Below are 24513 nucleotides of genomic sequence, written 5' to 3' on the forward strand. Positions count from 1 at the left end.
CTGGACGACCCAAAATGGTCGGAAGGCGAGGCGGCGCGGCCGCTCTCCTTCCCAGCAGGAGGAAGCGCACCATGCGCTCATCAGCATCTCTCAAGACTGCAACACTTGCCGCAATTCTCATTGCCGTCCCGCTCGCCGGCGCCTATGCCGCGGGCCACCACAAGGGTGCTCTCGATGCAACCGCCCCCACCGACATGGCAGGCCCCCGTGTCAAGGCGCTCGTTGAGCAGGTCCGGGGTGTTCATCAGGGCATCGTCGACGCCAGGCAAGCCAACCACATCACCCCGGCAGTCGCGGAGCGCCTGGAAATGCGCACCGCCCGCATCAGTCAGGTCGCCGAGAGGATAGCCGCGTCGGATCACGGCAGGATCCCGGCCGCGCAGTACCATGACCTGCTGCGCCGGCTCGACAATGTGGATCAGCGTCTGATGGTCGACACCGGCAGCGGTTTCCTGATGGGTGATGGTGCCGACGGCGGAAACTATCCGAACGGCTGAGGCTATTCCGGCCTGGAAACGTCCTGGAGGAAGGGACCCATTGACGCCTTCGGGACCCCAATCCCGCTGGCGTCCTTTTTCTTTCCTTACCAGCCCATCTTGCCTACCAACCGAGCCAGACCGCGAGCAGGGCGACCACCGCCGGCACGGTCTGGATGTACAGGATCTTGCGGCCGACCGTCGCCGCGCCATAGAGACCGGCAATGGCCACGCACAACAGGAAGAAGACCTTGACCTGGAAACCGGCGGCGCCGAGGTAAAGCCCCCAGATCAGGCCGGCGGCGAGAAAGCCGTTATAGAGACCCTGATTGGCGGCGAGCACTTTGGAGGCGCCGGCGAATTCTGGCGTCAGGCGGAATGTCTTGTGCCCGCGCGGCGTGTCCCAAAGCACCATCTCGAGATAGACGATGTAGACATGGATCAAGGCCACCAGCCCAACCAGGATGTTGCCGATCATTCTGCTCCCCTTCATCCGTCGCCGACAGCATTTCATGCCGAACCTCGCTTGCGCAAGCTGCATCTGCCGGATGGTATCCGAGGGTTGCCAATGCTTTTGCGTTGGTGTCTTTTCGCCCGTCCTCAACCACGGAAGCCGCCATGTCCTTTCACAAACTCGACGATCTCGGCCACAAGCTCGAAGCGCTTGAGCATGCGCTGGCCATCCTCGGCGCCGATGAGGCGACCCACATGGCCGTCGGTGGTGGCGAGAAGCGCGCCGAGGCGATGGCAGCCCTTGCCGGCATGTATCACACCAGGGCGACCGCGCCGGAAATATCGGACTGGATCGCCGCGGCCGAAGGCGAGGCATTGGACCATGAGCAGCGGGCGGCTCTCGCCGAGTTGCGGCGGCAATACACCAACCTGACCTGCCTGCCGGTCCAATTCGTCGAGCGCCAGACGACGGCGCGCATGCGCTGCGAGCAATTGTGGCGCGCCCTGCGCGCCAAGAACGATTGGGCTGGCTTCCAGCCGGCTCTCGAAGGCGTGGTGGCGCTGGTGCGCGAAGAGGCGGCCCTGCGCTCCGATGTCCTCGGCCTAGCTCCCTATGACGCGCTGATGGAGCAATTCGACCCCGGCAACCGCACCGCCGACATCACCCCCGTCTTCGCCGACCTGAAGGCCTTCCTCAAGGGATTCGTGCCCGAGGCGGTGGCGATCCAGGAGGCGCGGCTGCGCAAGCATCCGCTGAAGCCGNACCTACGCGATCGACAAGCAGCGTGAACTCGGCCTTGCCATGATGGCTGCGGTCGGTTTCGACCTGACGCATGGCTCGCTGTCGGTATCGCACCATCCCTTCTGCGGCGGCGTGCCGAGCGACGTGCGCATCACCACACGTTACAAGACATCGGATTTCCTGTCGGCGCTGATGGGCGTGCTGCACGAGACCGGTCATGCGCTCTACGAACAAAACCTGCCCAAGACGTGGTCGCACTGGCCGCTGGGCAAGGCCCGCGGCATGGCCGTGCACGAAAGCCAGAGCCTGTTCGTCGAAAAGCAGATCGGCCGCAATCCTGCCTTCTGGCGCTGGGCGCTGCCGGTGGTGGAGAAGCATCTCGGCGAAGCCTGGTCGCTCGACGATATCCTGCCGCATGTGCATCGTGTCGAACGTGGCCTGATCCGCGTCGACGCCGACGAGGTGACCTATCCCTTGCATGTCATCCTGCGCTACGAACTGGAGCAGGAGCTTGTTTCGGGCAGCCTCGAAGTGGCTGATCTGCCCGAAGCCTGGGATGCCAAGATGCGCGACTATATTGGTATCTCGACCATCGACAACCCCGCCGACGGGCCGATGCAGGACGTCCATTGGCCGGGTGCCGCCTTCGGCTACTTCCCGTCCTATACGCTGGGCGCGATGATGGCGGCGCAGCAATGGGCTGCGCTGACGCGCGAGCATCCTTCAGCCGACGAAGACCTTGCAAAGGGGAATTTCGAGGCGATCAACGGTTGGCGCCGCGAGAAGATCTGGTCGCAGGGATCGCGCTGGTCGACGCCGGACCTGCTTGAGCGCGCCACCGGCGAGAAGCTCAACGCCGTGTATTTCGTCAATCATCTGAAGCAGCGCTACGGCGGATGAGATGCCGCTTGGATGACAATTTTCGTTTCGCCGAGACGAACTGAACCTGCTACTCCGCCGCGCCCCTGAAGGCGCTGGCGCCGGTCTCGAACTGCAGCTTGGCGAGCCTGGCATAAATGCCGCCCTTGGCGACCAGGCTCTGATGCGTGCCTTCCTCGACGATACGGCCGCCATCCATGACCAGGATCCTGTCGGCCTTCAGCACAGTCGCCAGCCGGTGGGCGATGACGATGGTGGTGCGCCCCTGCATCAGCCGCTCGAGCGCGGTCTGCACCAATGTCTCGCTTTCGGCGTCGAGGGCCGAGGTCGCCTCGTCGAGCAGCAGGATCGGCGCGTCGCGCAGGATGGCACGTGCGATCGCCACACGCTGGCGCTGGCCGCCGGACAGCGTCACGCCGCGCTCGCCGACCTGGCTGTCATAGCCGTTCTCGAGCCTGAGGATAAACTCGTCCGCCAATGCGTCCTTGGCCGCCGCCTCGATCTCGGCCTTGCTGGCACCTGGCCGGCCAAAACCGATATTGTCGCGCGCGCTCGCGGCGAAGATGGTGACGTCCTGCGGCACGATGGCGATGCGCTGCCGGACCGCGACGGGATCGGCCTCGCGCACGTCGACGCCGTCAATCAGGATCTTGCCTGTCTCGGGATCGTAGAAGCGCAGGATCAGCGAGAACACCGTGCTCTTGCCGGCACCCGATGGGCCGACGATGGCCACCGTCTCGCCAGGCATGACTTGAAAACTCAGGCCGTGGACGGCGGCGCGATCGGGCCGCGCCGGATAGGAGAAGGAAACATTCTCGAAGACGATCGCGCCCTTGGCAACCGCCGGTAGCGGCTTCGGATCGGCCGGCGCCTGGATCGCCGGCGTCTCGGCCAGGATTTCGGTCAGCCGTTCGGCGGCACCGGCGGCCTGCGCGAGTTCGCCCCAGACTTCCGACAGCGCGCCGAGCGCGCCGGCGGCGAACACCGAATAGAGGAGGAATTGGCCAAGCGTGCCAGGCGATATCGTGCCGGCGAGCACGTCGCGCGAGCCGAACCACAACACCGCCACGACCGAGGAGAAAATGGTGAAGATGGCGAAGAAGGTGAGGAAGGAGCGCGCGAAGATCGAGGCGCGCGCTGCCTCGAAGGCGGCTTCCACCGCGCCCGAGAATCGTCCGGTGACCAGTCTCTCATTGGTGAAGGCTTGCAGCGTGCGCACCGCGCCGATCTGCTCGCTCGCATAGGCCGTCGCGTCGGCAAGCGTGTCCTGGGCCTGCCTTGACTTGCGCCGCACCGAGCGGCCGAAGGCGACCAGCGGCAGCACGATCACGGGGATCGCCGCAATGACTAGGCCGGAGAGTTTCGGGCTGGTGATGACCATCATGCCCACCGCGCCGAGACCGAGGATGACGTTGCGCAGCGCCACGGATGCGGTAGCGCCTACCGCCGACTTGACCTGCGTGGTGTCGGCGGCGAGCCGTGACACGATTTCCCCAGACTGGGCGGTGTCGAAGAAGGCCGGCGACAGCGTCGTCACATGGGCAAAGACATCGCGCCTGATGTCGGCGACGACGCGCTCGCCGAGCGTGATGACGAAATAGTAGCGGCCGGCCGACGCCGCAGCCAGCACGGCGGCCATCGCCACGAGGGCGCCGAAATATTCGGCGATGAAGGTAGTGCTGGCCGACGAGAAACCGTGGTCGATCATGCGCCGGACGGCCAGCGGCAGTGCCAATGTCGTTGCCGCCGCGATGGCCAGTGAGATAAGGGCGCCGATGACCAGCGTGCGATATCCGGCGATATACGGAAACAGGCGTCTGAGCGGCTTGAGCGAGCGTCGGCGCTCGTCTGCGCTGCTTGATTGCGCCATCTCGGTGTTTCCTCTAGCCACTTCAGCTCATGCGCTTCAATATGCGCTTGCCGCGGCCTTGTGATTCAATTCCGGCTGATGTATAGGCACGCCGACCGTTTTAGAAGCCGTGGCTCCTCAATAGCTGCGGCTTCGAGTTTTAAAAAGAGGCGCATCGACGCAGGCTTATGCCCGTCCGCCGCGCCGGCAAGCCAGGAACAGAGCCATGAAGAGCGCAATCCATCCCGACTACCACACCATCAAGGTTGTCATGACCGACGGCACCGAATACACGACCCGTTCGACCTGGGGCAAGGAAGGCGATACGATGAACCTCGATATCGACCCGACCACCCACCCGGCCTGGACCGGCGGCCAGCAGACCCTGCTCGACCGCGGCGGCCGCCTGTCGAAATTCAAGAAGCGCTTCGAAGGTTTCGGCCTCTAAGGCGAAGAGTTTTTTCGCGGATCAAGAGCCCGCCCTTGTGGCGGGTTTTTTGTTGCTTGGCCGAAGGCTGGGTTTTCGGCCCCTTATTCGGCCAGCAATTCCCTGAGTGCCATGCGCTTGTAGGCCGCGACCAGCCTGTCGCCCTCCTGCCGCTCGACCGAGATCGCCAGCCGCATGGCCGCCTCGCCCATCTGCCAGACCAAGAATGCTGTCGTGTCGAGCGCCACCGGATCGGCATCGGGCCGCAGGCGCTTGAGGACCGCGATCAGAAATTCCGCGTTCGCGCGGCTGTCGGCGAGTTCTAGCTGGCGCAGCGCCTTGTCGGCCTGTGTGCCCGACCAGATATCGCGCATCACCGGCTCGGCCAGGAACAGGCCGTAATAGATATCGACTAGCTCGGAAAAGGCCCGCTTCAGGCCTTCGGCGTCGCTGATATCCTTCAGTGCCGCCGAAATGCACGCCTGGCTCTCGGCCGTGTAGCGTTCGGCCAGCGCCCAGACGATCGCCCGCTTGTCCGGAAAGAACTGGTAGAGCGAGCCTATCGACACCCCAGCCCGCTCCGCCACTTCCCCCATGCGCATGGCATCGCTGCCTTGTTCGGCAATTAGCGCCGAGGCGGCCGCAAGCATGCGCTCGACTCGCTCGCGGCTGCGCTGCTGGCTCGGCGCCCGGCGCGGCGAAGCGATCTGCTCGTTGGCCGGCGTTGCCCCCATGACTGTCTCCAACAAACGCGTCCGGTAAAATCACCGGAATGACTTGACTTACAAAATACGAGTGTTTATCACATTTTGCAAATATGAGACATACTCACATTTGCAGAGAGCAAACCGCCGCAACCAGCGTCTGGAGCAACTGAAATGACGAAGCTTCTTCCAACCCTCACCTTCGTCGCCGCGATCGGCTCGGGCGTCGTTGGCGGCGTGTTCTTCGCCTTTTCCACGTTCGTCATGGCAGCCCTTGTCCGGCTGCCCGTTCCAACCGGCATCGCAGCGATGAATTCGATCAACATCACGGTGATCACCCCGACCTTCATGACCGCGCTTTTCGGCACCGGCCTCATCTGCCTCGTCCTCATTGCCGCCGCTCTCTTGGGCTGGAGCCATTCGGGCACCTACTGGTTGCTTGCCGGCGCGGTGCTCTATCTGGTCGGCAACCCTATCGTGACCATGGCCTTCAACGTGCCGCTCAACGATGCGCTCGCCGCCGTCGATCCGGCCAGCAGCAACGGCGCGGCCGTGTGGGCGAACCACCTGAGCCAATGGGTGATGTGGAACCACGTCCGTACCATCACGGCCATCGTGGCGATGGCCTGCTTTATCTTCGCATTGCTCTAAAGAGGCTCTGCGAAACGCAAGAGGCCTTGCTCACGCCGGATCTTCTTGCGTGTCGCCCTTCGACCTATGGCCTTTGCGGTCGGCGTGACCGAGATCCCGATCCGGATCGATCACGTCGCGGACCAGCTGCTTGAGTTTCGCCGCGTCCGGAAAGCCGCCGTCGCGCTTGCGATCCCAGACCAGCACTTCATTGCAGGAGATGGTGAAGATGCCGCCGGTGCCCGGCACCAGCGTCACCTCGCCGAGATCGGTGCCGAAGGTGGAGAGCAGTTCCTGCCCCATCCAGCCGGCACGCAACAGCCACTGGCATTGCGTGCAGTAGGTGATGCGGATGGCCGGCAACTGAGCTTTACTCATGTCGGACGACCTTCGCTCACGCCGCGCTGAGCTTGGCCATCGTCTCGTCGTCGACTTCGAAGTTGGCGTACACGCTTTGCACGTCGTCATCGTCCTCGAGCGTCGCAACCAGCTTCATCAGCGACTGCGCCCGCTCTTCGTCGACCGGGACATTGTTCTGCGGCTTCCAGATCGCCTTGACCGATTCGGCCTCGCCGAGCGAGGTTTCAAGCGCCTTGGACACCTCGCCGAGAGTCTCGAAGGCGCAATAGATCGTGTGGCCTTCTTCGTCCGATTCGACATCGTCGGCGCCGGCTTCGATGGCCGCATCCATGATCTTGTCGGCGCTGCCAGCCGAGGCCGGATAGTAGATTTCGCCGGCACGGTCCCACATGAACGACACCGATCCTGTTTCACCGAGCGCGCCGCCGGCCTTGGTGAAGGCGGCGCGGACATTGGACGCCGAACGGTTGCGGTTGTCGGTCAGCGCCTCGACGATCACGGCCACGCCACCCGGCCCATACCCTTCGTAGCGCACGGCTTCGTAGTTTTCGGCGTCGCCCATCGAGGCCTTGTTGATGGCGCGCTGGATGTTGTCCTTGGGCATCGACACCGCCTTGGCGTTCTGGATCGCCAGCCGCAAACGCGGGTTCATCGATGGATCCGGCGTTCCGCTCTTGGCGGCGACGGTGATTTCGCGCGCCAGCTTGGAAAACATTTTCGACCGCACCGCGTCCTGACGACCCTTGCGGTGCATGATGTTCTTGAACTGTGAATGGCCAGCCATGGCACCCCTGTCGTGTTCGGCTAGAGCGTCTTGCCGCGAGATGCGTCATCTCGCCTTTGCAAAAGGCTCGAATTCAATTTCAGAGCGTCCCGATGCGTCCGGGTGAACGTACGGCGCTCTGTGTCGGAATGGCCGGCTTATAGATAAATCGGCTCAATTCGTCCAGCCGCGCCGCGTTGCCGGGCACTCGGCATGCGGCGGCCCGGCAAGCAGGTTTCGCCCGGCCTTTGTCCTACCCTTCGAGGTCGGAGGCCTACCCTTCCAGATCGGACATCAGCCGGTCGATGATACTGAGCGCATGGCCGTCATACTGGCTGATCCAGCGGTCGTGAATCTGCTTGATCGGCAACGCATTGAGATGTTTCCAGAGCTCGCGTCCGTCGCGGCGCGCGACGTTCAGGTCCGCCTCCTCCGGGGCATTAGGCTCGCCCCGCGCCGATCGGTCTCAGTGCCGGTCGCCGGTTTTCGCTTTCTTGCGCCGCCGCGCCAGCATGTTGAGCCCCTCGACCAGCGCCGAAAAACCCATCGCCGCGTAGATGTAGCCCTTGGGCACATGATAGCCCATGCCGTCGGCGATCAGCGTCATGCCGATCATCAGCAGGAAGCCCAGCGCCAGCATGACGATGCTCGGATTCTTGGCGATGAAGTCCGCCAGCGGTCCGGCCGCCAGCATCATCACGGTCACGGCCGCGATGACCGCGATATACATGATGGCGATCTCGTCGGTCATGCCGACGGCGGTGATGATGGAATCGATGGAGAAGACGAGGTCGAGCAGCAGGATCTGGAAGATCGCGCCGGCAAGCGAGATCTTAAGCGTTTCGCCCAGCATCGTGTCCTGATGATCGTCGGGATCGACCGTGTGGTGGATCTCCTTGGTCGCCTTCCACACCAGGAACAGACCGCCGGCGATCAGGATCAGGTCGCGCCAGGAGAAGCCGTGGCCGAACGCCGTGAAGACCGGCGTCGTCAGTTGGACGATGATGGAAATGGTGGCGAGCAGCACCAGGCGCATGACCAGCGCCGCCGAGATGCCAAGACGCCGCGCGCGTGCCCTCTGCTCCACGGGCAGCTTGTTGGTCAGGATCGAGATGAAGATCAGATTGTCGATGCCGAGCACGATCTCGAGCACCACCAGCGTCAGCAGCGCGACCCAGGCGGTCGGGTCGGAAACGAATTGAAAATGCGGCGCCAGGAATTCGATAAGCTGCATGGAGGTCGTCCCCTACGATCTAGAGCAGTGTCGCCGGCAATTAGGTACTGCGAACCCCTATATCAATGTCACGCCCAGAAGGACGGAGCCGTTTCTTCAAGCCTTGGCCCGCGACGAAACGGCGCGATCTTCTCGGTGAGCCCCGTGCGGTCGGAAATATCGACGCCGACGCCGCACAATGTCGCCGGTCCCGTCGCTGCCTCGAAACGCCCTTTCGGCACTTTCGACAGGAACCGGTTGAGCGGTTCTTCCTTGTCCATGCCGAGCGATGAATCATAGTCACCGCACATGCCGGCATCCGACAGGTAGCCGGTACCGCCATTGAGGATCTGATGGTCGGCGGTGGGCTGGTGCGTGTGGGTGCCGACGACGAGACTGGCGCGTCCATCGACGAAATGCGCGAAGCACATTTTTTCCGAGGTTGCCTCGGCATGGAAGTCGATCACCACCGCATCCGCCTGCTCGCCGAGCGGACAGGCGGCAAGCTCGCGTTCGCCGGCCTGAAACGGGTCGTCGAGTTCCGGGTGCATGAACACCCGGCCCATAATGTTGGCGACCAGCACGCGCGCGCCGTTTTTGGCGATGTAGACACCGGAGCCGCGCCCCGGAGTGCCTCTGGGGAAATTGGAAGGCCGCAGGAACCGCTGCTCGCGCGGCGCGAAGGCCAGCGCGTCGCGCTGGTCCCAGACATGGTTGCCGGTGGTCACGACATCGCAGCCCGCCGCGATCGTCTCACGCAAGATCTCTTCGGTGATGCCGAAGCCGCCAGCCGCGTTCTCGCCGTTGACGATGACGAAATCGAGTTTGAAGTCGGAGATCAGGCCAGGCAGTTGTTCCCACACCGCGGTGCGCCCTGTCTTGCCGACCATGTCCCCGAGGAAAAGAAGTCGCATCTATGCGTGATCCCGAAAAGTTGCATGACTTTTCGGCAAAGATCATGCGTTTCAAAGAACTATCTACAATTTTGGCGCAAAGCGGCGCAACCCGCTCTCGGTGAGTATTTCCGGGATGACCACGTCATGGGGTTCGTCTGGAACTTGCGAAACTTCTTGGCAGTCGAAGGCGATGCCGATGAGCCGGGGCGCGAACCCCTTGTCGACGAGCTTGCCGATCGCCCGATCGTAATAGCCGGCGCCATAGCCGATGCGGTGACCGCGCGCGTCGAAGGCGGCGAGCGGCACCAGCATGACTGCGGGATCGAGTACCTCGGCCTCCGCGTGGGGCCCGACCGTGCCAAAGCCCATATCCACCATCGGCGCGCCGCGCACCAGTTCGCGAAAGACGATGGTGGTCTTGTCGAGAATGGCCGGCAGGCAGAGCCGTGCGCCCTTCTCTCGCAAGGCGAACATCAGCGGCCTGACGTCGACCTCCGAGCGCATCGGCCAGAAGCCGGAGACGATCTGACCGGGCCCGATCTCCAGATGGTCGCGCGCCGTCTCCGCCATTTCGAGCGCAGCCTCCACCCGCCAGAATGCATCGAGGCCGTCGCGGCGGGCGAGTGCCTCGAGACGCAGCTTTTTTTTCAGGTCTTTGGGAGAGGTCATGCGGCCAACGTAGAAAAAGTCAAAGCTTTGCGGGCCTCAAGTGCGACGTTCCCACCGCATCATCCACCAAGATGCGTGGGACGCCTTGCGATAAGTGACGATCCACACAACCGGTGGAGAGAGCGATCCCGGGAACCTACAAAGTAGGTGGGCGCCGTGTGAGAAAACCCACGGGTCTTCCCAGGGACAGCTCCCTAAGGATCGTTAAGGCCCCGGGGAAAATGTTCTCCTGCCGGGAAGCACAGACCGTCCTCCCCAATATAGGCCGCTGGTGGCTCAAGCGCCAGAGAATTGGCCCGTCCCGCTGGCTTTATTCACGACGTGCCCCTGCCACCAGACCAGCGCCGGCACCGCCAGCAGTTCGATACAGAGACCGGCGACGTGCCCCAGCGATGGCGCGCCGACCAACAGCAGCGAGACAAGCCGTGCCAGGCCACCGGCAAACGTGCAGGCGGCAAGCAGCCGGAACCGTTCCGTCTTGGTCTCGATGCTGGGAATGCAACTATACCAGGCAAGGCCAATGGCCAGGAAAAACCCGGACAGGAAGCGGAAATGACTGTCGAGATCGACAGGCCACGGTGCGGCGACATGCAGGAATTCCGGACCGGACACGATACCTTCCACGCCCACCAGAACCGGCGTTGCCGCCAACACGCCAACGACGACCTGGAGCGCCGCCTTGCCTGACATCTTTTCGTTCATGCTCCCCGCCCCTCGGCCTGCCGAGCGGCCGTGCGCAGCAACGGGAATCTTTCGTCTGGGGTTTCAAGCCATTCGTCGCATCCGGCGCAACCCTTGCACAGCCGCGGCGGCGTCCTTACGGTCGCGTCAACCAACCGAGGAGCAAAAATGCGTTTCGAAGGCACGGCGGCCTATGTCGCCGACAAGGATCTGATGGTGGCGGTCAACGCGGCGATCGCACTGGAGCGGCCCTTGCTGGTCAAGGGCGAGCCCGGCACCGGCAAGACGGAACTCGCCCGCCAAGTGGCGGCGGCACTCGGCCTCGACCTGATCGAGTGGCACGTCAAATCGACGACGCGAGCGCAGCAAGGCCTCTACGAATATGATGCGGTGTCGCGGCTGCGCGACAGCCAGCTCGGCGATGTCAGGTTCAACGACATCAAGAACTACATCAAGCGCGGCAAGCTTTGGGAGGCATTCGCGGCCGGCAAGAAGGTCGTGCTCCTCATCGACGAGATCGACAAGGCCGACATCGAATTCCCCAACGACCTGCTGCAGGAACTCGATCGGATGGAGTTCTTCGTCTACGAGACCGGCGAGACCATCCACGCCTCCGTTCGCCCGATCGTCATCATCACCTCAAACAACGAGAAGGAGTTGCCGGACGCTTTCCTGCGCCGCTGCTTCTTCCACTACATCCGCTTTCCCGACGTCGACACGCTGCACAGAATTGTCGACGTGCACTATCCCGGCATCAAGCAGAACCTTGTGCGCGCGGCCCTCACCCAGTTCTATGAAATCCGCGACGTGCCAGGCTTGAAGAAGAAGCCATCGACCTCCGAGGCGCTCGACTGGATCCGCCTGCTGGTCGCCGACGACATCGCGCCGGAGGATTTGCGCGCCGACCCGAAGAACGCATTGCCCAAACTGCATGGCGCCCTGTTGAAGAACGAGCAGGACGTGCATCTATTCGAGCGGCTGGCCTTCATGGCGAGAAGACAATAGGCAGAAGCAGCGCTTTCCCCGGCCGTGGACCGTTGCCGCGGGCCGAAGAGAAGGTCAGTTTCGGCCAGAACCCTTCGGAGGAGATAAAATGTCTGAGATCGTTGTCCGCCCCCTCGCGCAATCCGACCACGCCGACTGGCACCGCCTGTGGACCGATTATCTAACCTTTTACGAAACCAAGCTGCCGGAAGAGGTCTATGCCATCACCTGGAAACGATTGTTCACCGAAGGCGAGTTCGAGCCCAAGGGTTTTATCGCCACCTCGGGCGGCAAGGCCGTCGGCCTCACCCATTATCTCTACCACCGCTCCGGCTGGTCGGAGAAAAACAACTGCTACCTGCAGGATCTGTTCGCCGATCCGGATGTGCGCGGCAAAGGCATCGGCGCTGCCCTTATCGAGGCGGTGAAACAGGAGGCCGCCAAGATCGGCGTGAAGAACGTCTACTGGATGACGCACGAAACCAATGCCACCGCCCGCAAGCTCTACGACCACGTCGCGCGCAGGACGGGCTTTATCGAGTATGATTTGCTGTAACCGGCCATGTTCATCCCCTTCTTCCTCGAGCTGAAAGCTGCCCGTGTTCCCGTTTCGCTCAGGGAATATCTGTCGCTGCTGGAGGGGCTGGACGCCGGGCTGGTCGATTACGACGTCGAGGGTTTTTACTATCTTGCCCGCGCCGCACTGGTTAAGGACGAGCGCCATATCGACCGCTTCGACCAGGTCTTTGCGCATGTCTTCAAGGGCGTCGAGGCGCTGGGCGGACCGGATGCGGTCGACGTCGCCAATATTCCCGAGGAATGGCTGCGCCGGCTGGCCGAAAAGCACCTGACCGAGGAAGAGAAAAAACTGGTCGTGGCGCTGGGCGGTTTCGACAGGCTGATGGAGACGCTGAAGCAGCGGCTCGAGGAACAGAAGGGCCGCCACCAGGGCGGTTCGAAATGGATCGGCACCGGCGGCACCTCCCCCTTCGGCGCCTATGGCTACAACCCCGAAGGCGTGCGCATCGGCCAGCACGAAAGCCGCAACCGTCGCGCCGTGAAAGTCTGGGACAAGCGCGAGTTCCGGAATTTCGACGATGCCGTCGAACTCGGCACCCGCAACATCAAAGTCGCGCTGAAGCGCTTGCGCCGCTGGGTGCGTGAGGGCGCGGAGGAAGAATTCGACCTGCCCGGCACCATCCACGCCACCGCCGAGCACGGCTATCTCGACGTCAAGACCAGGCCCGAGCGCCGCAATGCGGTGAAGCTCCTGATGTTCTTCGATGTCGGCGGCTCGATGGACGACCATATCAAAAGCGTCGAGGAGCTGTTTTCGGCCGCTCGCGCCGAATTCCGCCAGCTCGAATATTTCTACTTTCACAACTGCCTCTACGAAGGCGTGTGGAAGAACAATCGTCGCCGCCATGCCGAGACGATTTCGACCTTCGACCTCATCCACAAATATGGCCCCGACTATAAGGTCATCGTCGTCGGCGATGCCTCGATGAGCCCATACGAGATCGCCCAGCCCGGCGGCTCGGTGGAACACTGGAACCCCGAGGCCGGAGCCGTCTGGCTCGGCCGGCTGCTGCGGCAATGGCCGAACGCGGTGTGGCTTAACCCCGAGAGCGAAAAGAACTGGGGCTTTACCCATTCGATCGCGATGATCCGTGACATCTTCGGCGGCCGCATGTTCCCACTGACATTGACCGGATTGGAAGGCGCCACCAGGCAATTGTCGCGCAAACATTGAGAGTCCGAAGCGCTCGGGACTGGGCAGGTCTGTAACAAACCCCTATCTTGTCGCGAATATCCGGTTGCAACCAAGAACGAGCCGCCAAGGCTGAGGAGATGAAATGGACACCCATACCTACCCCGTCACCCGCACCGACGCCGAATGGCGCGCCCGGCTGACGCCGGAGCAATACGCCGTCATGCGCAACCATGGCACCGAGCGGCCGGGAAGCTGCGCCCTGCTGTACGAGAAGCGCGCCGGTACTTTTTCCTGCGTCGGCTGCGACCAGCCTTTGTTCCAATCCACGCTGAAATTTGAGAGCGGCACCGGCTGGCCGAGCTTCAACGATCCCGTGCCGGGCTCCGTCGAGAACACCGTCGACCGCAGCTACGGCATGGTCCGCACCGAATGCCATTGTGCCCGTTGCGGCAGCCATCTCGGCCATGTCTTCGAGGACGGCCCGCCGCCGACCGGTCTGCGTTACTGCATCAATGGCGTGGCGCTGAAATTCGAGCCGGCCGTCTGAACAAGGCGTCATGAATGCTTGCCAAGGGCGGCTCTGGCCGCCCTTTTTTCGTAAGGGCGGCTTCGTCAGACGACGATCGTGGCGATCAGCCAGAGCGCTGATCCCAGCATGAAAAGCGAAGCCTTGGCGCCACCTGCCTTGTCAGCCGTGCGCCAGACCGCCAAAGCCAGGAAGATGCTGTAGCCCACCGGTGCGAAATGCACCGCAAGGACAAGGCCGAGCGGCATCTTCAGTCCAAGCAGGATCAGCGCCGCGGCAGACGACGCAATATTGATCGCGGTTCCGACAAGCATCAGGTCGCGCCAGAACAGCCGGTCGATCGGCACCTCGCCAAGCCAACGCGAGCGGAAGAAATCCGAGATCACTTACCCCTGCCTCAGCACTTCGGTCACGGCGCACTCGACCCGCGAGCATTCCGTCACCAGCCAGTCGGTCATGGCAGGCCAGTTGTCCTCGGCAAAGCAGTTGACGCGCCACATCGAATTGATGCCAAGGCCTTCGCAGCTTTGTTCCGGCCGAAGCTTCAGCCTGTCTTCGATCGCCGGCCGGAACGGCTCCAGCCGCGACCAGCTTTGCGTGGCGCCGAACTTCTCGTTGCGGCCGAAGAAGACGCCGACATGGTTCTGCGCCGGCGCGACATACATGGAAAGCACCAGTGCGAAGTCGGGGAGCCCGCGCTGCCAGAACCAGGGCCCGCGCCGCGCTAGCCGGGCTCTTTCTTCCGGATGCCGTTCGGCAAACAGCGACCAGAAGCCGCGATGGCGGAATTCCAAGGCGCGGCGGCCGCCGAAGTCGAATTCGCTCATGGTTCGAACCGTATCTCCGGCAACCGCGTCGGGCACCGGCCGGTTAGTCTTACACCATGCCGAGGGCGGCCATGTACAGATCGAGGATGGCGTCCTCCTCCTGGCGCTCGGCCTGGTCCTTCTTGCGCAGACGGATGATGGTGCGGATTGCCTTGGTGTCGAAGCCGGTACCCTTGGCTTCGGCGAAGACTTCCTTGATGTCGTCGGAAATCGTCTTCTTTTCTTCCTCGAGCCGCTCAATGCGCTCGATCAAGGCACGCAGCTGGCCGGCGGCAACAGTCTGGCTGGTCTCGGTGATATCGTCGGCCATGTTTTTCTCCAAATCGGTTCCGCGCCGCGACTCGGGGAACGTGCCGCGGCGAATTTCAGCGGTTCGATGCCCGACCGGGGCCGGCGGGTCAAGCCGTTATCGAACAGCTCGCCAAGGCCTGCCGCCAAGCCGACGCCTGCCCGTTCCTTGCGAGCTCTCAGTTGAACGCGATCAGGAGATCCTTCGCATCGATCTGGTCGCCGGCCTTCACCAGCACCTCGGCGACCGTCCCGTCGCGCTCGGCGTGCAACGCCGTCTCCATCTTCATCGCTTCGATGGAGAGCAGCACGTCGCCAGCCTTGACGGCCTGGCCGGCGGCGACCGAAAGTGCGGAGACCACACCCGGCATCGGCGCCCCGACATGCGCCTCGTTGCCGGGCTCCGCCTTGCGGCGCGCCTTGGCCGCTGACGCACCATGCGCGCGGTCGGGCACCTTCACGCGCCGGGGCTGGCCGTTGAGCTCGAAGAACACCGTGACCATGCCCTTGTCGTCGACATCGCCGAACGCCTGGCAGCGCACGACCAAGGTCTTGCCCCTTTCGATATCGACGAAGATCTCGTCTTCCGATCTCATGCCGTAGAAATAGGTCGGCGTCGGCAGAACGCTGACCGGGCCGTAGGTTTCCTGCGCGGCGACGAAGTCGGAAAACACCTTCGGATACATCAGCCACGAGGCGAACTCGTATTCCGACAGCTTGCGCTCGAGCTTGTCCTCGATCTCCTTGCGGCTCTTCTCGAGGTCAGCCGGCTTGAGCAATGAGCCGGGGCGCGCCGTGATCGGCTTGTCGCCCTTGAGCGCCTTCTTCTGCAGCGCCTGCGGCCAGCCGCCCGGGGACTGGCCGAGATCGCCGCGCAGCATCGAAACGACGGAGTCCGGGAAGGCGATGTCGCGGCCCGGGTTCTCGACGTCGGCGACTGTCAGGTCCTGGCTCACCATCATCAGCGCCATGTCGCCCACGACCTTGGAGGACGGCGTCACCTTGACGATGTCACCGAACATCAGGTTGACGTCGTGATAGGTCTGCGCCACTTCGTGCCAGCGTGTCTCGAGCCCCAGCGAACGCGCCTGTTCCTTCAAATTGGTGAACTGCCCGCCCGGCATTTCGTGCAGGTAGACCTCGGAAGCCGGGCCTTTCAGGTCGCTCTCGAAAGCAGCGTACTGATTGCGAACGGCTTCCCAGTAGAATGAGATCTTGCGGATCCATTGCGGGTCGAGGCCCGGATCGCGCTCGGTGCCCTTCAGCGCTTCGACAATCGAACCTAGGCAAGGCTGCGACGTATTGCCGGAGAAGGCGTCCATCGCCGCGTCGATGGCGTCGACGCCGCTCTCCACCGCCGCCAGCACGGTTGCCGCCGACAGGCCCGACGTGTCGTGGGTATGAAAATGGATCGGCAGGTCGGTCGCCTCGCGCAGCGCCTTGAACAGCACACGGGCAGCACTCGGCTTCAACAGGCCGGCCATGTCCTTGACCGCGATGATATGGGCGCCGGCGGCCTGCAATTCCCTGGCGAGCCCCACATAATATTTCAGGTCGTACTTAGCCCTCGCCGGATCGAGAATGTCACCGGTATAGCACATCGCCGCTTCGATCAGCTTGCCCTCGGCGCCGACCGCATCCATGGCGACGCGCATGTTCTCGACCCAGTTCAGGCAGTCGAAGACGCGAAACAAGTCGACGCCGCCCGACGCCGCCTGCTTGACGAAATGCTGTACGACATTGTCGGGATAATTGGTGTAGCCGACGCCGTTGGCGCCGCGCAGCAACATCTGCAGCAACAGGTTGGGGGCAGCCTCCCGCACCAGCGACAACCGCTCCCATGGATCCTCGGTGAGGAAGCGCATGGCGACGTCGAAAGTGGCGCCGCCCCAGCATTCGAGCGACAGCAACTGCGGCAAGGCGCGCGCATAGGTGCCGGCGATGCCGGCAATGTCGTGCGTGCGCACGCGAGTGGCCAGCAGCGACTGGTGGCCGTCGCGCATCGTCGTGTCGGTGACCAGCACTTCCTTCTGCTCGCGCATCCAGGCGGCGAACTTTTCCGGCCCGAGCACGTCGAGCTTCTGCTTGCTGCCGCTTGGGACATTGCCGTTGAGATAGGGCACCACGGGCGCCGCCGCGTCGGCCTTTGGCGTCGGCCGGCCGCGCGTTTCGGGATGGCCGTTGACGCTGACGTCGGCCAGGTAGTTGAGCAGCTTGGTGGCGCGGTCCTGGCGCTTGACCTGCTGGAACAGCTCCGGCGTCGTGTCGATGAACCTCGTTGTATAGGAATTGTCGGCGAAGTTCGGGTGATTGATGATCGCTTCGAGGAAGGTGAGGTTGGTGGCGACGCCGCGGATGCGGAACTCGCGCAGAGCGCGGTTCATGCGGGCGATCGTCTCGGCCGGCGTCGGCGCCCAGGCCGTGACCTTCTCCAGCAGCGGATCGTAGAAGCGGGTGATGACCGCGCCGGAATAGGCGGTGCCGCCATCGAGGCGGATGCCGAAGCCGGTGGCGCCGCGATAGGCGGTGATGCGGCCGTAGTCCGGAATGAAATTGTGTTCGGGATCTTCCGTGGTGATGCGGCACTGCAAGGCATGGCCGTTCAGCCGGATATCCCTCTGCGCCGGCACACCCGATTCCGGCGTGCCGATGGCGAAACCGTCGAGGNGCATGGCCGTTCAGCCGGATATCCCTCTGCGCCGGCACACCCGATTCCGGCGTGCCGATGGCGAAACCGTCGAGGATGTGGATCTGCGCCTTCACGATGTCGATGCCGGTCACCATTTCGGTGACGGTGTGCTCGACCTGGATGCGCGGATTAACCTCGATGAAGTAGAACTTGCCGGTATCGGCGTCCTGCAGGAATTCGACCGTGCCGGCGCCGATATAGCTGGTCTCGCGCGCGATCTTCAGCGCGTAGCCGCAAAGCTCCTGGCGCAGGTTCTCGCTGAGATAGGGCGCCGGCGCGCGCTCGACGACCTTCTGGTTGCGGCGCTGGATCGAGCAGTCGCGCTCGAACAGGTGGACTGCATTGCCGTGCGTGTCGCCAAGCACCTGCACCTCGACATGGCGGGCGCGCTCGATCAGCTTTTCGAGATAGACCTCGTCCTTGCCGAAGGCGGCCTTCGCCTCGCGCTTGCCTTCCATGACCTCGCGGGCGAGGTCGGCCTCGGAGCGGATGGCGCGCATGCCGCGGCCACCGCCACCCCACGAGGCTTTCAGCATGACCGGATAACCGACCGTCTTGGCGAGCTCCTTGACCGCCTCCATGTCGTCCGGCAACGGATCGGTCGCCGGCACCACGGGCACGCCGACCTCGATGGCGAGATTGCGCGCGGCAACCTTGTTGCCCAGCCGGCGCATCGTGTCGGGCTTCGGGCCGATGAAGGTGATGCCCGCTTGCGCGCAGGCTTCGGCGAATTCGGGACTTTCCGACAGCAGCCCGTAGCCGGGGTGGATGGCATCGGCGCCCGAAAGTCTGGCGACGCGGATCACCTCCTCGATCGACAGATAGCTCTCTATCGGCCCCATGTCCTTGCCGAGATGCGGGCCGCGCCCGACCTGATAGCTCTCATCGGCCTTGAAGCGGTGCAGCGAGTATTTGTCTTCCTCGGCCCAGATCGCCACGGTTTTGAGGCCCAACTCGTTGGCCGCGCGAAAGACGCGGATGGCGATTTCGGACCGGTTGGCGACGAGTATCTTCGTGATGGCCAAGGACTAGGCTCCAGCAGCGGAAGGAACAGGAAATCGGGGCAATGATTAGCGGGAAAATGCTGCAGTGCAAACAAAATCGACGCTCATTTAAACCGATTTAGATCGATTATCCGGCCAACACTCGCATGCATCAGTTCGTACGGGCGGAACAATGGCGACAATTTCGATCCTGGATGCGATCTTCCTGGCTAAGGAAGGCTCGCCCGCGACGCAACCTGGCTGCCGGCGCGCATCAAAGAAAATGCCCGGCGCGAGGCGCCGGGCATCGTTGGTTTCGTATCCGAATGAATTACGACTTCGGGAACCAGGAATACTTCCCGTCGTCCTTCTTCTTCCATTCGTACATGATGTAGCCTGGCAGTTTCGGATCGCCCTTGGCATCATAGGCGAGATCGCCCAGAACGGTCGGGAACGGTCCGCTTTCATGCATCGCCTTGGCGACTGCCTGCGGGTCGTTCGTCTTGGCGGCAGCGGCCGCCTCGGCGACCACCTGCACGGCGGCATAGGCGTAGAGCGTGTAGGCTTCCGGCTCGAAACCCTGCGCGCGGAACTTCTCGACGAGTTCCTTATTGGCCGGGATCAGGCGCGGGTCGGGGCCGAACGTGTTGAGCGTGCCGGCGACGGCGTCGCCCGCGATGGCGGCGAGTTCGTCAGTCACGATGCCGTCACCCGACATCATCGGGGCCTTGAGGCCCTGGTCCGCCGATTGACGGATGATCAGGCCGGCTTCGGTGTGCAGACCTCCCCAGTAGATCAACGTGACGCCGGCTTCCTTCATCTTGGCGATCAGCGCCGAGAAGTCCTTGTCGCCGACATTGACGCCTTCATACATCACTTCCTTGACGCCCGCGGCGTTCATCGCCTTCTTGGTTTCGTCCGCGAGGCCCTGGCCATAAGGGGTCTTGTCATGGATCACGGCAACCTTGGCATCCTTGAAGTTAGCCGCGATATAGGCGCCGGCGATGCTGCCCTGCTGGTCGTCGCGTCCGCAGGTACGGAACACATTCCACAGGCCGCGCTCTGTGAACTTCGGGTTGGTTGCGGCCGGGGTGATTTCGACGATATTGTTTTCCGCGTAGACCTCGGAGGCCGGGATCGACACGCCGGAGTTGAAGTGGCCGATCACGAACTTGACGCCGTCGCCGACGAACTTGTTGGCGACCGAGATGCCCTGCTTCGGATCAGAGACGTCGTCGCCGACTTCGAGCTTGATCTGCTCGCCATTGATGCCGCCCTTGGCATTGATATCGGCGACGGCCGCTTCGGCGCCCTTCTGCAGCTGTGCGCCGAAGGCAGCGTTCGGGCCGGTGATCGGGCCGGCAACGCCGAACATTACATCAGCCCACGCGTTGCCACCGAACGCGACTAGCGCGGTCAGGGCCACGGCGGACAAGAGTGACTTTTTCATTTAAACGCTCCCATTAACGGAGTGGGCGTGGATGAAGCTTTCATGCGATGCCCACCCTTATCGCAGAAAGCATAGTTTGCCGATTTTCAGGCACTTGTCACGCCGATTCATCCCTGACGCGGCGTTAATGATGAACGTCAACCTTTCGATTTCCAGCTCAAGATTGAAGCTCTTTCGTAGAGCCAATTATACTGTGTGACCATCTGGTTGGTTCGTGTGTATTGATAGCCGACGAAGCCTAGTATCATCAGCACGACGGTGTCGACGATATAGTAATGCAGCGAGAACATCGTGCCGTCGAACAGCGCGTGATGGATGAAGCGGATGCCGATGCCGAGCCCGAGCAAATAGGCAAACAGCTGGATGAAGCTGCGCCATGTCTGGGCACTGGCCTTGCCGGTCATCCATGCCGCCCATCCGCCGAGCAGGCAAGTGACGAAGAAGAACTGCCAGATCGACGGTTCCTCGTAGAGAATGCCTTGCATGGGAAGTCTCCTGAACTCAGTGATGTCCGCCTTCGAGATAGGCGGCGCGCACTTCCGGATTGGCGAGCAGCTCCTTGCCGGTGCCGCTCATCGTCACATTGCCGTTGACCATGACATAGCCGCGCGTGGCGAGCTTGAGCGCGCCGAACGCGTTCTGCTCGACCAGGAACACGGTCAGCCCTTGGGTGCGGTTCAACTCGCGGATGGCATCGAAGATCTGCTTGACGATCAGCGGCGCCAGACCCAGCGACGGCTCGTCGAGCAGAAGCAGTTTCGGCCGCGCCATCAGTGCGCGTCCGATCGACAGCATCTGCTGTTCGCCGCCCGACAGCGTACCACCACGCTGGGCGATGCGCTCCTTCAGCCTGGGGAATAGCGTGAACACCTTCTCGACGTCCTCGCCATAATATTTGAGGTTGTCGAGGCTGGCGCCCATCTGCAGGTTTTCCATCACCGTCATGCGCGGAAAGATGCGCCGGCCCTCGGGTGACTGGGCAATGCGCATGCGCGCGATTTCGTGTGTCGGCAACTGGGTGATATCGGTCCCGTTGAAAGTGATGGTGCCCGTGCGGGCGCGTGGAGCCCCGAAGATGGTCATCATCAGCGTCGACTTGCCGGCGCCGTTGGCGCCGATCAGCGCCACGATCTCACCTTGCTTGACGCTGACATTGACGCCGTTCAGCGCACGGATGTTGCCGTAATAGGTCTCCACGCCCTTGATATCGAGCAGCGTTGTCGTGGCCATCACTTGCCCCCTCCACGCTTGCCCTGAACGGGCTTGGCTGTGCTCGCCTTGGCTTTGCCGGAAACATGACTGGTCGCCACCTTGCCTGCATCGACGCGGCGTGAGAATTCCGTATCCTTGCCTTGGCCGAGCAGCTTAGCCTGCTTGACCCACTCCTCGCGCGCTATGCGTCCGTCAAAGGCGAGATAGGCCTCGACCGCTTCGACGTCCGCCTTCTTCCAGGCGCCGATCTGGTCGAAGTGGAAGATGCCGTGTTCGTTGAGCTTCTTCTCGTTGACCGTGCCGATGCCCTTGATGCGGGTCAGATTGTCGGCCTTGCCGCCACGGGGGACAGCGAGCCGGTTCGAAACGCCTTCGGCCTTCGCGGCGGGCGCCTTGGCGGCCGTCTTCCTTGGCGCCGCTTTCTTCGCGGCGGGCTTGGCCTGTGCCGGTGTCGGGGCGACAGGCCTGCTTGCCACGCTGGCGGCGCGGGCATCGACCTGCGCTGCCTTCGAGGCGCCTTTCGACACGGTTACGCGTTCGCCTTGGCTATGGCCGACGGTGTCGCTCACCGGCCCGGCCAGATACGAGGATGATGTCCCCGGGCCATGCGCGGAGTCGGGACCGATGTCGAGCTGTTCGATGACGTCCTCGTCGCCGACTTCGGTAAGTACGGTCTCGACTTCCTCGTCGTCGACGCCAAGATAGGCAGCGATGACACGCGGGTCGGTGCGCACCGACTGCGGATTGCCGTCGGAGATCTTGCGGCCATATTCCAGCACCACGACATGGTCGGAGATCTGCATGACCACCGACATGTCGTGCTCGATCAGGAGGATCGAGGTGCCAGTCGTGTGCTTGATCCCCATCAGCAGTTCGTTGAGAGCCGCCGATTCCTTCGGGTTGAGACCGGCCGCGGGTTCGTCGAGGCACAGAAGCTCGGGACCGGTGCACATGGCGCGCGCGATCTCGAGCCGCCGCTGTGCGCCGTAGGGCAGGTCGCCGGCCGGATCGTCGGCTCGATCGACGAGATCGGCCTTTTCCAGCCAGTGCTTGGCAAGCTCCACCGATTCGGCCGAGGCCTTGCGGTAGCCGCTGAAGCCGAACAGGCCCAGGATCGTATACCCGGATGCCTTCATCAGCTTGTTGTGCTGGGCGACGAGCAGGTTCTCCAGCAGCGTCATGCCCGAGAACAGGCGGATGTTCTGGAAGGTGCGCGCCACCTTGGCGCGCGCCGGGATCTCATGGTTGGGCAGCCGTTCCAGCAGGTAGCTGGAGCCATCGGCCCCGTTGAGCGTGATCATGCCTTCCGACGGCTTGTAGAAGCCGGTGATGCAATTGAACACGGTGGTCTTGCCGGCGCCGTTGGGGCCGATCAGCGCGGTGATTTCACCGCGCCTGGCGGTGAAGGACAGGTCGCCGATGGCGACCAGGCCGCCGAACTTCATCGACAGATGATCGACCTGCAGGATGGAGTCGTTCATTTGTGCGTTCGCATTCATCAGCCGTGACCCTCCTTGGTGAAGGAGCTTGAGACAGCCCTGCGCTCCTTGAGGAAGGCTGTCGGTTCACGACTGCCGACAAAGCCGCGCGGCTTCCACAGCATGACGATGACCATGGCCATGCCAAACAGGAGCATGCGGTAGAGTTCGGGGGTGAAATCTTGCCCGAAGACCTGCTTGAGGAAGTCGAGCTCGCGCAGCGCCTCGGTGCCGCCGATCATCACCATCGCGGCGACGGCGATGCCGACCAGCGACCCCATGCCGCCAAGGACGACGATGGCCAGGATGATGGCCGATTCCAGGAAGACGAAGGATTCCGGGCTGACGAAACCCTGCCGCGCGGCGAAGAACGCCCCGGCAAAACCGCCGAACATGGCACCCGTGGCAAACGCCGTCAGCTTGGTCGTGGTGGTGTTGATGCCGAGCGAGCGGCAGGCGATCTCGTCCTCGCGCAGCGCTTCCCAGGCGCGCCCCACGGGCATGCGCCTCAGCCTGATGGTGACGAAGGCGGTGAGCATGCAAAGCGCCAGGATCAGGTAATAGAGGAAGATCTTGTAGTAGGCGCTCGAGGTCGCGAGGTGCAGGACCTTGGCAATGTAGTTGGGGTCCGAGACGTTGAAGGTCATCAGGCCGAAAAAGGTGACCTTCGGAATGCCGGAGATACCGGCCGAACCGTTGGTCACATCGCGCCAGTTGATCAGCACCAGGCGGATGATCTCACCGAAGGCAAGGGTAACGATCGCCAGGTAGTCGCCGCGCAGGCGCAGCACCGGAAAGCCGAGCAGCACGCCCCAGAAGGCGGCCATGGCGCCAGCCGCCGGAAGCAGTATCCAGAACGACAGGCCGTAGGTTGTGCCAAGCAGCGCATAGGCATAGGCGCCGACGGCGTAGAAGGCGACGTAGCCGAGATCAAGCAGGCCGGCGAGGCCTACGACGATGTTCAGCCCCCAGGCCAGCATCACGTAGATCAGGATCTGGATGCCGAAATTGTCGACCCATTTCAGCGAGCCCTGCAGTCCGGTGGCGACCGACCACGACATCAGCGACAGCACGACGACGACAAGGATCGGATAGAGCACCAGCGCGGCAATGCCGAGCTTGGTGAAGTTGGCGTGGATGAAGCCGCGGAAATAGTAGATCACACAGGCCAGCGCATAGATGATTGCGAGCGCGCGCAGGAACTGCAGGTAGCCGGCCGCCTCTGCTCCGACCCATCCGGCAAGCGAGCCGTTGAACACGAACAGCAGCACCACCGCGATGATCGCCACGACAAACGCCGGCAACAGGAAGAAGCGCGACGCCGCGCTGGCCGGCAACAGGCCGGTGGCGACATCGGCGATCTTCTGGTTGGCCATGAAGGGCTGACCATAGGCGACATAAAGGAAACGCCCGACAGCCGTGGCGATCACCACGGCGGCCAAGAGCCCCCAGCGCTTCACCAAGACCAGTTCGTTGGAGATGTTCTGGTCGGTCTTGAGGCCGATGAACAGCACGAACAGGCCAAGCGAGATGGCGCCGGCATAGAAGCCCTCGCGCAGCGCGCGCTGCATGGGGCTGGCGACAGTGTCGCGCTCTGGAGATACGGTCACGGCCATGGTC

Annotated in this window: 24 protein-coding genes, 1 other RNA gene and 3 pseudogenes; 8 read left to right on the top strand and 20 right to left on the bottom strand. The window is 63.0% G+C overall.

The features are described from left to right. Positions 1–71: 71 nt before the first annotated feature. Positions 72–497, top strand: coding sequence for a hypothetical protein (locus X742_RS158360; protein ID WP_023771700.1), 426 nt, complete (start codon positions 72–74; stop codon positions 495–497). A gap of 103 nt (positions 498–600) precedes the next feature. Here X742_RS158360 and X742_RS158355 read toward each other — a convergent pair whose 3' ends face one another. Then, complete coding sequence (locus tag X742_RS158355) at positions 601–954, bottom strand: DUF1304 domain-containing protein (RefSeq protein WP_023771701.1); 354 nt, start codon at positions 952–954, stop codon at positions 601–603. Between the two features lie 140 nt (positions 955–1094). Here X742_RS158355 and X742_RS01000000169960 point away from each other — a divergent pair. Next, a pseudogene (locus X742_RS01000000169960) lies at positions 1095–2571 on the top strand (carboxypeptidase M32). A 49-nt stretch (positions 2572–2620) separates the two neighbouring features. Here X742_RS01000000169960 and X742_RS158350 read toward each other — a convergent pair. Next, entirely contained in the window at positions 2621–4420 is a 1800-nt protein-coding gene (locus X742_RS158350) for an ABC transporter transmembrane domain-containing protein (protein WP_023771702.1), read from the bottom strand. 205 nt (positions 4421–4625) lie between these two features. Between X742_RS158350 and rpmE the strand changes: the two genes are divergently transcribed. Next, positions 4626–4847 (top strand): 50S ribosomal protein L31, encoded by a 222-nt coding sequence (rpmE, locus tag X742_RS158345; protein WP_010912060.1) that lies wholly within the window; start codon positions 4626–4628, stop codon positions 4845–4847. 83 nt (positions 4848–4930) lie between these two features. Here the strand turns inward: rpmE and X742_RS158340 are convergent, their stop codons facing one another. After that, positions 4931–5560, bottom strand: a complete 630-nt coding sequence (locus X742_RS158340; protein WP_023771703.1) for a TetR/AcrR family transcriptional regulator — start codon at positions 5558–5560, stop codon at positions 4931–4933. 144 nt (positions 5561–5704) lie between these two features. Between X742_RS158340 and X742_RS158335 the strand changes: the two genes are divergently transcribed. Continuing rightward, a complete protein-coding gene (locus X742_RS158335; protein ID WP_023771704.1) occupies positions 5705–6181 on the top strand; it encodes a DUF1772 domain-containing protein in 477 nt (158 codons plus the stop codon). Between the two features lie 30 nt (positions 6182–6211). On the opposite strand, the gene X742_RS158330 is transcribed toward X742_RS158335, so the two are convergent. The 8 genes and pseudogenes from X742_RS158330 to X742_RS158305 all read right to left on the bottom strand — a co-directional run bounded on the left by X742_RS158330 (position 6212) and on the right by X742_RS158305 (position 10763). Beyond that, a complete protein-coding gene (locus X742_RS158330) occupies positions 6212–6538 on the bottom strand; it encodes a SelT/SelW/SelH family protein (RefSeq protein ID WP_023771705.1) in 327 nt (108 codons plus the stop codon). Positions 6539–6554: 16 nt separating this feature from the next. Continuing rightward, positions 6555–7304, bottom strand: coding sequence for a YebC/PmpR family DNA-binding transcriptional regulator (locus X742_RS158325; protein WP_023771706.1), 750 nt, complete (start codon positions 7302–7304; stop codon positions 6555–6557). A 253-nt stretch (positions 7305–7557) separates the two neighbouring features. Then, a pseudogene (locus X742_RS0136625) lies at positions 7558–7716 on the bottom strand (transcriptional regulator); the annotation flags it as partial. Positions 7717–7749: 33 nt separating this feature from the next. Then, complete coding sequence (locus tag X742_RS158320; protein WP_031241363.1) at positions 7750–8517, bottom strand: TerC family protein; 768 nt, start codon at positions 8515–8517, stop codon at positions 7750–7752. Between the two features lie 68 nt (positions 8518–8585). Then, positions 8586–9410 carry a YmdB family metallophosphoesterase gene (locus X742_RS158315; RefSeq protein WP_023771709.1) on the bottom strand — a complete coding sequence of 275 codons (825 nt, stop codon included), beginning with the start codon at positions 9408–9410 and terminating at the stop codon, positions 8586–8588. A gap of 63 nt (positions 9411–9473) precedes the next feature. Then, positions 9474–10061 (bottom strand): 5-formyltetrahydrofolate cyclo-ligase, encoded by a 588-nt coding sequence (locus tag X742_RS158310; protein ID WP_023771710.1) that lies wholly within the window; start codon positions 10059–10061, stop codon positions 9474–9476. Positions 10062–10156: 95 nt separating this feature from the next. Next, positions 10157–10312: non-coding RNA, 6S RNA (ssrS, locus tag X742_RS1000000172280), on the bottom strand. Positions 10313–10337: 25 nt separating this feature from the next. Further along, positions 10338–10763: a DUF4345 domain-containing protein gene (locus X742_RS158305; protein ID WP_023771711.1), complete on the bottom strand. Its 426-nt coding sequence runs from the start codon at positions 10761–10763 to the stop codon at positions 10338–10340. 147 nt (positions 10764–10910) lie between these two features. Here X742_RS158305 and X742_RS158300 point away from each other — a divergent pair, with 147 nt between their 5' ends. The 4 genes from X742_RS158300 to msrB all read left to right on the top strand — a co-directional run bounded on the left by X742_RS158300 (position 10911) and on the right by msrB (position 13987). Beyond that, the gene (locus X742_RS158300; RefSeq protein WP_023771712.1) at positions 10911–11747 is read left to right on the top strand and encodes a MoxR family ATPase; all 837 of its coding nucleotides are present in this window, start codon (positions 10911–10913) and stop codon (positions 11745–11747) included. Between the two features lie 88 nt (positions 11748–11835). Further along, positions 11836–12282: a GNAT family N-acetyltransferase gene (locus tag X742_RS158295; RefSeq protein ID WP_023771713.1), complete on the top strand. Its 447-nt coding sequence runs from the start codon at positions 11836–11838 to the stop codon at positions 12280–12282. Positions 12283–12288: 6 nt separating this feature from the next. Beyond that, on the top strand, positions 12289–13479 hold the full coding sequence (locus X742_RS158290; protein ID WP_023771714.1) for a VWA domain-containing protein: 1191 nt from the start codon (positions 12289–12291) through the stop codon (positions 13477–13479). 103 nt (positions 13480–13582) lie between these two features. Further along, positions 13583–13987, top strand: a complete 405-nt coding sequence (gene msrB / locus X742_RS158285) for a peptide-methionine (R)-S-oxide reductase MsrB (protein ID WP_023771715.1) — start codon at positions 13583–13585, stop codon at positions 13985–13987. Positions 13988–14052: 65 nt separating this feature from the next. Here msrB and X742_RS158280 read toward each other — a convergent pair whose 3' ends face one another. The 9 genes and pseudogenes from X742_RS158280 to livM all read right to left on the bottom strand — a co-directional run bounded on the left by X742_RS158280 (position 14053) and on the right by livM (position 24509). Beyond that, positions 14053–14352, bottom strand: coding sequence for a hypothetical protein (locus tag X742_RS158280; RefSeq protein WP_023771716.1), 300 nt, complete (start codon positions 14350–14352; stop codon positions 14053–14055). After that, positions 14353–14793 carry a hypothetical protein gene (locus X742_RS158275; protein ID WP_023771717.1) on the bottom strand — a complete coding sequence of 147 codons (441 nt, stop codon included), beginning with the start codon at positions 14791–14793 and terminating at the stop codon, positions 14353–14355. A gap of 49 nt (positions 14794–14842) precedes the next feature. Next, positions 14843–15103, bottom strand: a complete 261-nt coding sequence (locus X742_RS158270; RefSeq protein ID WP_015315223.1) for a DUF2312 domain-containing protein — start codon at positions 15101–15103, stop codon at positions 14843–14845. Between the two features lie 157 nt (positions 15104–15260). After that, a pseudogene (gene pyc / locus X742_RS01000000169965) lies at positions 15261–18795 on the bottom strand (pyruvate carboxylase). Positions 18796–19084: 289 nt separating this feature from the next. After that, positions 19085–20203: a branched-chain amino acid ABC transporter substrate-binding protein gene (locus tag X742_RS158265; protein WP_023771718.1), complete on the bottom strand. Its 1119-nt coding sequence runs from the start codon at positions 20201–20203 to the stop codon at positions 19085–19087. A gap of 137 nt (positions 20204–20340) precedes the next feature. Next, entirely contained in the window at positions 20341–20688 is a 348-nt protein-coding gene (locus X742_RS158260; RefSeq protein WP_023771719.1) for a DUF6867 family protein, read from the bottom strand. Between the two features lie 16 nt (positions 20689–20704). Then, positions 20705–21433, bottom strand: coding sequence for an ABC transporter ATP-binding protein (locus X742_RS158255; RefSeq protein ID WP_015315220.1), 729 nt, complete (start codon positions 21431–21433; stop codon positions 20705–20707). Continuing rightward, a complete protein-coding gene (locus X742_RS158250) occupies positions 21433–22914 on the bottom strand; it encodes an ATP-binding cassette domain-containing protein (RefSeq protein ID WP_023771720.1) in 1482 nt (493 codons plus the stop codon). Before X742_RS158250 ends, X742_RS158255 begins: the two co-directional genes overlap by 1 nt. Continuing rightward, positions 22914–24509, bottom strand: a complete 1596-nt coding sequence (livM, locus tag X742_RS158245; RefSeq protein ID WP_023771721.1) for a high-affinity branched-chain amino acid ABC transporter permease LivM — start codon at positions 24507–24509, stop codon at positions 22914–22916. The genes X742_RS158250 and livM overlap by 1 nt, the downstream gene beginning before the upstream one ends. Between the last annotated feature and the right edge of the window lie 4 nt (positions 24510–24513).

The sequence above is a fragment of the Mesorhizobium sp. LNHC229A00 genome (assembly GCF_000502415.1).
In the GTDB taxonomy this organism is placed as follows: Bacteria; Pseudomonadota; Alphaproteobacteria; order Rhizobiales; family Rhizobiaceae; genus Mesorhizobium.

Bases quoted from the DNA above. Each gene is read 5' to 3' on its own strand.
- X742_RS158360 (WP_023771700.1), top strand. From the start codon at position 72: ATGCGCTCATCAGCATCTCTCAAGACTGCAACACTTGCCGCAATTCTC.
- X742_RS158355 (WP_023771701.1), bottom strand. From the start codon at position 954: ATGATCGGCAACATCCTGGTTGGGCTGGTGGCCTTGATCCATGTCTAC.
- X742_RS158350 (WP_023771702.1), bottom strand. From the start codon at position 4,420: ATGGCGCAATCAAGCAGCGCAGACGAGCGCCGACGCTCGCTCAAGCCG.
- rpmE (WP_010912060.1), top strand. From the start codon at position 4,626: ATGAAGAGCGCAATCCATCCCGACTACCACACCATCAAGGTTGTCATG.
- X742_RS158340 (WP_023771703.1), bottom strand. From the start codon at position 5,560: ATGGGGGCAACGCCGGCCAACGAGCAGATCGCTTCGCCGCGCCGGGCG.
- X742_RS158335 (WP_023771704.1), top strand. From the start codon at position 5,705: ATGACGAAGCTTCTTCCAACCCTCACCTTCGTCGCCGCGATCGGCTCG.
- X742_RS158330 (WP_023771705.1), bottom strand. From the start codon at position 6,538: ATGAGTAAAGCTCAGTTGCCGGCCATCCGCATCACCTACTGCACGCAA.
- X742_RS158325 (WP_023771706.1), bottom strand. From the start codon at position 7,304: ATGGCTGGCCATTCACAGTTCAAGAACATCATGCACCGCAAGGGTCGT.
- X742_RS158320 (WP_031241363.1), bottom strand. From the start codon at position 8,517: ATGCAGCTTATCGAATTCCTGGCGCCGCATTTTCAATTCGTTTCCGAC.
- X742_RS158315 (WP_023771709.1), bottom strand. From the start codon at position 9,410: ATGCGACTTCTTTTCCTCGGGGACATGGTCGGCAAGACAGGGCGCACC.
- X742_RS158310 (WP_023771710.1), bottom strand. From the start codon at position 10,061: ATGACCTCTCCCAAAGACCTGAAAAAAAAGCTGCGTCTCGAGGCACTC.
- X742_RS158305 (WP_023771711.1), bottom strand. From the start codon at position 10,763: ATGAACGAAAAGATGTCAGGCAAGGCGGCGCTCCAGGTCGTCGTTGGC.
- X742_RS158300 (WP_023771712.1), top strand. From the start codon at position 10,911: ATGCGTTTCGAAGGCACGGCGGCCTATGTCGCCGACAAGGATCTGATG.
- X742_RS158295 (WP_023771713.1), top strand. From the start codon at position 11,836: ATGTCTGAGATCGTTGTCCGCCCCCTCGCGCAATCCGACCACGCCGAC.
- X742_RS158290 (WP_023771714.1), top strand. From the start codon at position 12,289: ATGTTCATCCCCTTCTTCCTCGAGCTGAAAGCTGCCCGTGTTCCCGTT.
- msrB (WP_023771715.1), top strand. From the start codon at position 13,583: ATGGACACCCATACCTACCCCGTCACCCGCACCGACGCCGAATGGCGC.
- X742_RS158275 (WP_023771717.1), bottom strand. From the start codon at position 14,793: ATGAGCGAATTCGACTTCGGCGGCCGCCGCGCCTTGGAATTCCGCCAT.
- X742_RS158270 (WP_015315223.1), bottom strand. From the start codon at position 15,103: ATGGCCGACGATATCACCGAGACCAGCCAGACTGTTGCCGCCGGCCAG.
- X742_RS158265 (WP_023771718.1), bottom strand. From the start codon at position 20,203: ATGAAAAAGTCACTCTTGTCCGCCGTGGCCCTGACCGCGCTAGTCGCG.
- X742_RS158260 (WP_023771719.1), bottom strand. From the start codon at position 20,688: ATGCAAGGCATTCTCTACGAGGAACCGTCGATCTGGCAGTTCTTCTTC.
- X742_RS158255 (WP_015315220.1), bottom strand. From the start codon at position 21,433: ATGGCCACGACAACGCTGCTCGATATCAAGGGCGTGGAGACCTATTAC.
- X742_RS158250 (WP_023771720.1), bottom strand. From the start codon at position 22,914: ATGAATGCGAACGCACAAATGAACGACTCCATCCTGCAGGTCGATCAT.
- livM (WP_023771721.1), bottom strand. From the start codon at position 24,509: ATGGCCGTGACCGTATCTCCAGAGCGCGACACTGTCGCCAGCCCCATG.